Origin of the sequence: Streptomyces durocortorensis, from assembly GCF_016901035.1 — a bacterium.
Lineage (GTDB): Bacteria > Actinomycetota > Actinomycetes > Streptomycetales > Streptomycetaceae > Streptomyces > Streptomyces durocortorensis.
In genome coordinates this window covers 61,839-70,443 of sequence record NZ_JAFEUF010000012.1, presented here as the reverse complement: position 1 = coordinate 70,443, position 8,605 = coordinate 61,839, and the positions used below count along the sequence as shown (strand labels likewise).

The window sequence follows — 8,605 nt, the reverse complement described above, 5'->3', positions numbered from 1 at the left end:
GCGGCGGGCGGTGGGCGGTGGGCGCACATGACGGTCCCCGCGCGCCGGGCAGCCAGTGGCTCGGAGCCGTTCGAAGGCCGGAAACGGCATGGCCGAACTTCCCTTGTTCCAACGTTGTAACCGCCGCGTATCTCCGAGGTCAACCCTCTGTCGGCAAGGAATCCGCGGACCGTCCCGCCGGGGACAAGAGCCTCTGTGCTGTGCATAATCAAGGAAAACGATGATGGGGGGACGGTTCATGGCTGCGGTCACGCTGAAGGACGTGGCGGAGCGCGCAGGCGTATCGATCAAGACGGTGTCCAACGTTGTACGCAATGCGCCCCGGGTCTCCGATGCGACCCGGACCCGGGTGCTGGCGGCGGTGGGGGAGCTGGGCTACCGGCCCAACCCCTCGGCCCGACGGCTGCGCACCGGCCGCAGCGGCCTGATCGCGCTCGCCGTCCCGGACCTCGGTACGCCGTACTTCGCCGAACTGGCGCACCACGTCGGCCGTGAGGCGTCCTCGCGCGGCTTCACGGTGCTGATCGAGGAGACCCGGGGCGACGCCCGCGAAGAACTGCGCCTGGCGACCGGCGTCGGCGCGTCGCTGCTGGACGGGGTGATCCTCTCGCCGCTGCGGGTGTCGTCGGCCGATCTCGCGCCGGTGGCCGACGAGTTCCCGCTGGTGCTCCTCGGCGAGCGCGACTACGGCAGCGGCCAGGTCGTCGCCGACCATGTGCTGATCGACAACGTCGCCGCCGCCCGCGAGGTCACCGCGCATCTCGCGGCGCTGGGCCACACCAGGATCGGGGCGATCGGCGTGGACGAGCAGCGGTCGGCCACCAGCAGACAGCGCCTCGAAGGCTTCCAACAGGCACTGCACGAAGCGGGGTTGACCTACGATCCCCGACTCGCGGCACGTGTGGGGGAGTTCGACCGCCCCAACGGGCTGGCGGCCATGCGCACGCTGCTCGAACTGCCCACGGCCGCCCGGCCCGACGCGGTCTTCTGCTTCAGCGACCTGCTCGCCGTCGGAGCCCGCAGGGCGCTGTACGAAGCGGGTCTCGACGTTCCCGGAGACGTGGCGCTGGCGGGGGTGGACGGTTCGGGCGAGGCGCTCTACGCGACGCCTTCGCTGACCTCCGTGGTCCCCGACAAGGCGGTCATCTCCGCGCTGGCCGTCGACTGCCTGGCCGCCCGGATCGGCGCGGAGGGCCCCCTGCCGTACGAAGTCCGCATCGCACCGCACCGGTTGGAGGTGCGGGAGTCCACGGACGGGGTGCGACGGCCTCTGCCCGGGTAGCGTCGACTCCTCCCGGAACGGAACGCGGGGGGCTCGGAACGAGACCGCGCCCGACGCCGGACTGTGGGCGATTTCGCCCGCGCTGGTGGTGTACGCGCTGCTCGGCTCGTCGCGGCTGTTGCCGCCGCACTGACCTGAGCCCACCCCGGATACCTGAGGAGCCGTCACATGGCCGTCCGTGACCTGCGAACCCGATTGTCCGACCGCGTCATCGCCTTCCAGCGGACAGAGAACCGGCGGCTGCTGTTCGGCGCCGAAGCGGAGGCCGAGCTGGCGGAGGCCGCCCGGGCCACCGCGACCACCCGGCTGCCCGTCACCGGCCGGAGCCGGCGGCGTCTGGCGCAGCTGTACCACGCCGCTGCCTGGCTCCACTTCCACCGGTACGACTGCAGCCCCGGCGACGAGGGCTTCGAAGACCTCGCGCGCGCGGTGTTCTACCTCAGCCCGCTCATGGGCAACGACGCGCTGATCCCCGTCCCCCTGCGGCCGGTGCTGGGCGGCAGGACGGACCCTCGGGCCCAGCTCGGGCTCGCTCAGGAGCTCCTCCGCCGGGCCAAGACCGAGGAGAACGGCCCGTACACCGTCTCCGTCATGGCGCTGCTGGACGCCGCTGCAACCCAGGCCACCGACCAGGAGCACCGTGCGGAGCTGACGAGCCTGCTTGGTGTCGCGCACCGGCGGCGCGCCCATGCGGCCGCGATCGCCGACCCCACGGACTTGGAGCGGGCCGTGACACTGAGTCGTGCCGCGGTCGACGCCGTCGGCCCTGATTTCGAGAGCCGCAGCATACTTCTGGAGCGCCTGGGGCTCGCCCTGCTGACGCGCCACCAGCTCGGAGCCCGGCCGGCCGACGTCGCCGGGGCCGTGTCCGCCCTGGAGGAGTCGGTACGCACGGCACGCCCCACGGACCCGGCACTCGCGCCCCGGCGCGGTAACCTCGCGCTCGCTCTGCGGACCCGGCACGAGCGGGACGGCAATGCCGCCGACTTGGAGCGCGCCCTCGCCGTCCTGGCCGAGGCGCTGCGTCCGGAACCGCCGTCTGAGCCCGCCCAGGTCGCCTTCCTGTACGAGGAGCTACGGATGGCACTGCTCCAGCGATGGGTGCTGTTCGGGCGATCCGAGGACATCAGCCGCGCCGTGACCGCAGGAGAACGGTCACTGGCGGCAGCACCCCTGGGCACCAGCGAACGAGTCGGTGCCCTGAGCGCGCTGGCGGAGACCCTGCTGTGGCGCTACGAGTACGAAGGCCGCTCCACCGATCTCGACCGGGCGGTCGTCCTCGCCGAGGAGGCCTTGTCCCGCACTTCGCGCCCGGCCGACCGACCGTCCGCGGCCCTGCACCTGGGCCACTGCCTGCTGTCACGCTGCGGCCGGGCGGAGGAAGTCTCCGACGTGCAACGGGCGGTCGCTCTGATGGAGGAAGCCGCTGTGGCCCTGCCCTGTGGCAGCGCGCTGTACCAAGATGCCGTCAGCGGACTGGCCCAGGCCTACCGCATGCGCTATGGGCTCTTGCGCCGGACACCGGACCTCGACCGTGCCGTGGCGGCCGCCGAGGAGGCCGTGCGAGCCGGCGGGCGGGGCCCCCGCGCCACCGCGAAGGCACGTTCCAACCTGGCGTCCGTCCTGCTGTCCCGTTACCACCGACTGCGCAGGCCCGGCGATCTGGACGAGGCGGTCGAGCATGGTGTCGCGGCCCTGCGCGGACTCGCGCCGGGTTCCGTAGAGGCCCTGACCACGGTTGCGGTCGCCGCGTCGGCACTCACCGAGCGGACGGACGACAGCTTGCGCACCACGGACCGGGACCACGTCGCCTTCCTGCTCGACCGGGAATGGGGCCCGCCCGTCCCCTCCCGGGCCCGGATCCAGTCGCTCCAGGAGGTCGGCGGCCTCGCACTGGCCGCGGGCCGCCACGCACGGGCGGCCCAACTCCTCGACGAAGCCGCTCTGATGTTCCCGTCCGCCGTCCCCGACTCGACAAACCCGATCGACCTGGTTCTGCCGCTGACGATGCACCTCGGACTGGCAGAGAACGCCATCGAGGCGCATTGCGCCCGGAGCGATCCCGCGTCCGCCCTCGCCTCCGCCGAACTCGTCCGGGGCGTGTTGGCGGCGGGCGGCACCAGTGCACCCCTGAGGCCACCCGGGCTCCCGTCCCCGGCGGAGGCCGAGCGTGCGGCTGCCGCACGGCGCTTCACGAGCATCCGACAGGCGCTGTCCGCGGCGCGGCCGTCGTGTCAGGCTCGGCCCTACGACGCCCCTCGCGCGTACGCCGCGTTCGAGGAGGCGTGCGCGGCGGTGCGGGAGGGACACGGTCTAGCCCGCTTTCTGCTGCCTCAGGACGTCTCCGTCCTGAGGCCCGGAGGGGGGCCAGGGGCGGTCGTCGTGGTCAGCGCGGGGCGGCGCGTCGGACACGCCCTGATCATCGGACCGAGCCTGGAGCCGGTCGCGCTGCCGCTGCCGGAACTGACCAGAGCGGCAGCGTCCGAGCACACCGGGCTGTTCGCGCTGGCCGCCGGACAGTTGTGGGCGGACCCGCATGCCCGGCTGGCCGATGCGCTCCCCCTGATGCTGGACTGGCTTTGGACCGCCGTGGGAGAGCCCGTCACGACACGGGTGCGGGAGCTGGTTCCCGAGCCGCGTCCCCGGCTCTGGTGGATCCCGGTCGGACTGATCTCAGTCCTTCCCCTCCACGCGGCTGCTCCGATCGGCGGCGCCGGCTGCCTGGACGCGGTGGTGTCCTCGTACGCGCCGTCGGTCCGCGCGTCGCACGCCGGCCGCCCCGGCCGGCCCGGCCCGCGGCGGCAGCTCGCGGTCGCCGTGTCGAGCAGTCCCGGCCTGCCGGAGCTGCCCGGGGCGCTTCGGGAAGCCCGTGAGCTGGCGGCGCGGGGGGCCACCATACTGCCGGACGCGTCGCGGGCGGAGGTTATGGCGGCCCTGCCTGCGGCGAGCCGAGTGCACTTCGCCTGCCACGCCGGCATCGATCCTCTCTCGCCCTCGGAAGGGGCTCTGTACCTGGCCGACGGTCCGCTGACGATCGCCGAAGTGGCCGCACTCGACCTGGCGGGCGCCGAACTCGCCTACCTCTCAGCGTGTTCCACGGGGCAGGGCGGCTGGCGATACGCCGGTGAGGCCCTGCACGTGGCGTCTGCGTTCCGGCAGGCGGGCTTTCGCCATGTCATCGGCAGCCTCTGGCCGGTTGCGGACCCCGTGGCGGTCCGCTTCGCACGCCGCTTCTACGAGGAACTTCCACCCGAGGACTCGGAGGGCAGCGCCGAGGCGCTGAACCGGGCCGCGCGGTGGATGAGGGATCGGAACCCGGCCCGCCCCGACCAGTGGGCGGCGCTGGTGCACAGCGGTCCGTGACGCTCCGCGCCGCCACATGGCCCTCGGGGCGGCTCATGACCCGCCGTGCCACGAGGGCGTCGGCGGCGGGGCGTGCAGGATCCCCTCGGTCAGCCAGTCCTGACCTCGGTCGTCCACCGGCGCCCCGGCCGCCCGGAGCCGCTGGGCGAGTTTTCGGCGGCAGGCCGCGGTGTCCTCCAGTTGGATGAAGTTGCGCCCCGCCAGGTCGGCGATGGGGCGGTGCGTGCCTGTCCGGACGATCACCGTCCGGGCCGGCGCGTGGGCGAGGGCCATGCCCAGTTCGAGCAGGACGTTGGGCCGCGCCTGCATTCCGACCGAGGTCTCCTCGGGGGGATCGCCAGGGGCGCACAGATGCGGGTGGAGCTGGACGGTGTCCTCCGGCGTCAGCAGGACCACGACCGCCCCGGCCTGGCGGATGCCCCGGGCCACCAGCTCCCCGAGGAACGGGCTGCCCTCCGCAGCGGACTCCACGAGGGTCTCCCATTCGAGCGGGCGCAGGCCGAGAGCGCGCAGAAAGGCGAACATCCCGGCCCGTACCGTCGACTCCCGCCCGTGGACGACGAAGACGTTGCGCCGCGCCTCGTCCGGAACCGTGGCTGACGGGGCCGGCTCCGGCGCCCGCGGGACCTGCACGGGGCCGTGCTCGGCCTCCCAGCGGTCCACGGTGTCCGCCAGGTAGCCCGCTTCGTCGTCGATTGCGGACGACAGCCACGAGGCCAGCGCGTGGTCGTCGGCGAACGGTCCCGTGTACGGCGGCGGACTACCCAGGGCGCGGGCCATGTTGTCGGCGGCGATATCCACGGTGCGGCGCAGAGAGCGCAGCCGCGGCACCAGGCGGCGCGCCTCGGCCGGCGCGCCCGTCGAGTCCGGGAAGTCGGCGGGGACGCGTCCGCCGGGGTGTCCCGTCGCCTCGTCGAGCCGGGCCCGCAGCTCGGCCGCCCGGTTGTCGCACCGCCAGACCCGCAGTTGGTAGCGGAGTTTGGCCGCGTGCAGCAGGTAGCGTGCGAGCGGGGGGATCGAGGTTCCGCCGGAGGACCAGCACCAGGCGCTGGCCCGCGCCTCGTCGTCTGCCTCCGCCACCAGCAGGAAGTCCCGCCGGGATCGTTCGTCCCCGGCCGGGGCGAGTTCCCACAGGTGGAGCTGCTCCTGCTCGGTGACACCCTGCGTGAGTCCTCGGGGAGTCTGCAGCGTATGCGGAAGCAGGCCTCGCAGGGCAGGTTCGGCCTCGGCAGGGGCGAGCGGCGGGGCCGAGCCGCCGGTCGGTGCTGACAGCCGGGCGAGGTACACGCGTGCCTCGCCGATCAGCGCCTCGGTCCTGCCGTGGGACACCGCATCCCACTGGCGTGTGAGCAGCCGCCACCCGGGCCGGTCGTGTCGCGGTGCCAGGGCCACGGAGAGGGACAGCACGTCGTGGTGGCGCCGCAGCACCGCCTGATAGTCGTCCTCGGCGTTCTCCTGTGCGGCCAGCGTGCGCACATCGTCCGTGCCTGGCGCGGCCCGGAGCAACTGCGCGGCCGTCGCCGGAAGATCCCGGGGCAGGCCGCTGCCCGGCAGGGCCCGGTCCATGACGAACAGGTGCCGACAAGCTGTCCACAGGCCCCTCACGGCGTCGTACGCGGCCGTGGCGCGGAGGCTACCCAGGGGGGCCACGAGGTGTACGACGAGGTGCTCGTCAAGAAGTTCCGTCGTCGTTCCGACCGGGGCGGCCGGAGTCTCAGCCACTGTCGGAGCCGCTCGACTCCACCGGGATGTCTGTCCGCGAACCGTCACCACCGTGGGTGAGTTCGTGCAGGAGGACGTTGACGCGCTCGCGCAACTGCGGTTCGGCGTCCCCTTCCTGGGGCGCGGAGCCGGCCCGGATGACCCGTGAAGGAGCGAGGTCCTCCAAGGTGGTCGTGGCGTCGAGCAGTTCCTCGGCGCCGCCATCGCGGAGGGCGAGCGCCAGGGCGTACACGGACCGGCTCACCTGCTCCCAGTCTGCGGGCGGCAGCCGCCACCGCAGTACCTCGTTCAGGGCCTCGACGGCGTCGTCGTACCCTGCGGCGCTGTCGGACGCCGTGGTCCTTCCGTCGTACACGGACATGCTGGGGGCCTCCTCCTGATCCGTGCGGGGGCCGTCGATTGTGGCACCGTCCTCCTGCTCGCCGAGGAACTTCGCGAAGAGCGTCGGCCCGACCCCGGCGATGGCGTCGGGCCTGACCACGAGCCGCAGTTCGGGGCTCACCGTACCGATGCGCGAACGGGCCAGGAACGAGCGCACGACCGTAGCCAGCGACTCCTGCGGCCCCAGGCCATCGACGCGCGCGAGCCCGGCGCCGACGAGCCCGATCGCCACGGGGCGGCGCCACCCGTGCCGGGCGGTGTGCTCCCATAGGCGCTCCATGCCGTGCGCCAGATCCTGTGGGGAGGAACGGGCGGCCAGATCGTTGCCCATGCGGCTGTAGGCGACGCCGAAGATCCGCTGTTCGTCGGCCCACAGGGTGACGATCGTGCCCAAGGGATAGCGTGTGAGCTTGCCGAGGCGCTTGTCCGACCTGGACTCCACCGACTCCGCCGGGACATGCCGCAGCTCCCGCCGCAACTGGTCGTCGAGCCGCTTGCGGTCCCCGCAGAACAGAATGTGCAGTAACTGGCCCTGGAGGCTGTCGCGGTGGATCACCCGGTCGTCCGTGACGGTGTCGAAGGTATCGGTGAACCCGATCACCAGGTCGGCGTCCGACTGGTGGAGGAGATCGCCGTAGACCAGCGAAACCGAGGTCCGCATGGCGGGGAAGCAGCGCCGGGCCAGCACGGCGCCCTCCTCCTCGCGCACACGGCTGCGCAGCTCCGACACCGTCAGGCCGAGGGCGAGGTCTTCCGGGAGTGACTCGGCCAGCCGCTCCGTGACGGCGAGGGCCGCCGCGTTGTCACCCACCGCTGTGTGGGCACGCGCCAGTTCGCGCTGCGCCGTCTCGTGCAGGGCGCGCAGACGCGCGATCGTGCCGTCGGCGAACTCGTAGCCCTCCACGTCCTGGAGGGGGCGGCCCCTCCACAGGTCCAGGGCGTGCGACAGGCCGGCGACGGCCAGGGCAAGCGGCAGCCGTCGGGCATCGCGCACCAGCTCCTGGAACCTCCACAGGTCCACTTGGTCGGACCGCAGTGCCAGCCGATAGGTACTCACCCTCCCCGGTTCGGTGACGATCACTCCGGAACCGTCACCGCTGCCCTGGTCGAAGAGCCGACGTAGCATCAGGACCCGTTTTTGCACCGCCACCCGGTCTCCACGTCGCGGCGGAGACACCCCCCAGACGTCCCGCGCCACCTCGTCCACCGTGACCGGCTCTCCCCCCGCCACGGCGAGCCGGGCCAGGACGGCGGTGGCCAGCGGAGGCGGTGTGCTCACCTCGACACCGTGGTGCACCCGGGTTCTGCCGAACAGTGTCAGTCGCAGATCGTTCACATCGCCCCCGTCGCCCGTCACAGCACGGCACCGCGACAGTCTAACGACGCACCAGGCAACGGCGGTAGCGCGACGGAAGCACATGGGAAGCGATTCGGTGCTTGTGGCGGAAGCACCCCGGCGCGTTGACTTCGGAGGCCCAACAGCCAAGGTGAGCAAAGGAGTTAATGATGTCCACGACAGAGCAGAACGCCGGCCTGACCGTGCGGATGGCGGCCGTGGTCGGCACGGGCCGCGGCCCCTTGTCGGTGTCCGTGGCCACGGGCGAGGTCAGGTCCGTCACGGACCGCGTGGAGCGCCTCCGGGCCACGCACCCGTCCGCGAGCCGCGGCTCCTGCCTCTCCGGGTACTCCACCTGGGGCGACTGACCCCCCTGACCCGTGCCCCGCGGGGGGGGGGGGGGGGGGGGGGGGGGGGGGGGGGCGGGGGGGGGGGGGGGGCGGCGGCCGCGGGGTGAGGAAGAGCGGCTACGGGCCGGGCCCCCGGCCGCGCAGCACGGGCAGGTGGGAGAGCGAGGGGAG

At 72.9% G+C, this 8,605-nt stretch carries 5 protein-coding genes; 3 read left to right on the top strand and 2 right to left on the bottom strand.

Going from position 1 to position 8,605, the window contains the following annotated elements; genetic code table 11:
* Positions 1-238 precede the first annotated feature (238 nt).
* A complete protein-coding gene (locus tag JS521_RS04640; RefSeq protein WP_205081431.1) occupies positions 239-1,282 on the top strand; it encodes a LacI family DNA-binding transcriptional regulator in 1,044 nt (347 codons plus the stop codon).
* Between the two features lie 168 nt (positions 1,283-1,450).
* The gene (locus JS521_RS04635) at positions 1,451-4,645 is read left to right on the top strand and encodes a CHAT domain-containing tetratricopeptide repeat protein (protein ID WP_205081430.1); all 3,195 of its coding nucleotides are present in this window, start codon (positions 1,451-1,453) and stop codon (positions 4,643-4,645) included.
* 33 nt (positions 4,646-4,678) lie between these two features.
* Here the strand turns inward: JS521_RS04635 and JS521_RS37360 are convergent, their stop codons facing one another.
* Complete coding sequence (locus JS521_RS37360) at positions 4,679-6,367, bottom strand: CATRA conflict system CASPASE/TPR repeat-associated protein (protein ID WP_205081429.1); 1,689 nt, start codon at positions 6,365-6,367, stop codon at positions 4,679-4,681.
* Positions 6,360-8,027, bottom strand: coding sequence for a CATRA system-associated protein (locus tag JS521_RS04625; RefSeq protein ID WP_205081428.1), 1,668 nt, complete (start codon positions 8,025-8,027; stop codon positions 6,360-6,362). The genes JS521_RS37360 and JS521_RS04625 overlap by 8 nt, the downstream gene beginning before the upstream one ends.
* Positions 8,028-8,254: 227 nt before the next feature.
* Between JS521_RS04625 and JS521_RS04620 the strand changes: the two genes are divergently transcribed.
* Positions 8,255-8,452: a hypothetical protein gene (locus JS521_RS04620; RefSeq protein ID WP_205081427.1), complete on the top strand. Its 198-nt coding sequence runs from the start codon at positions 8,255-8,257 to the stop codon at positions 8,450-8,452.
* Positions 8,453-8,605: the final 153 nt, after the last annotated feature.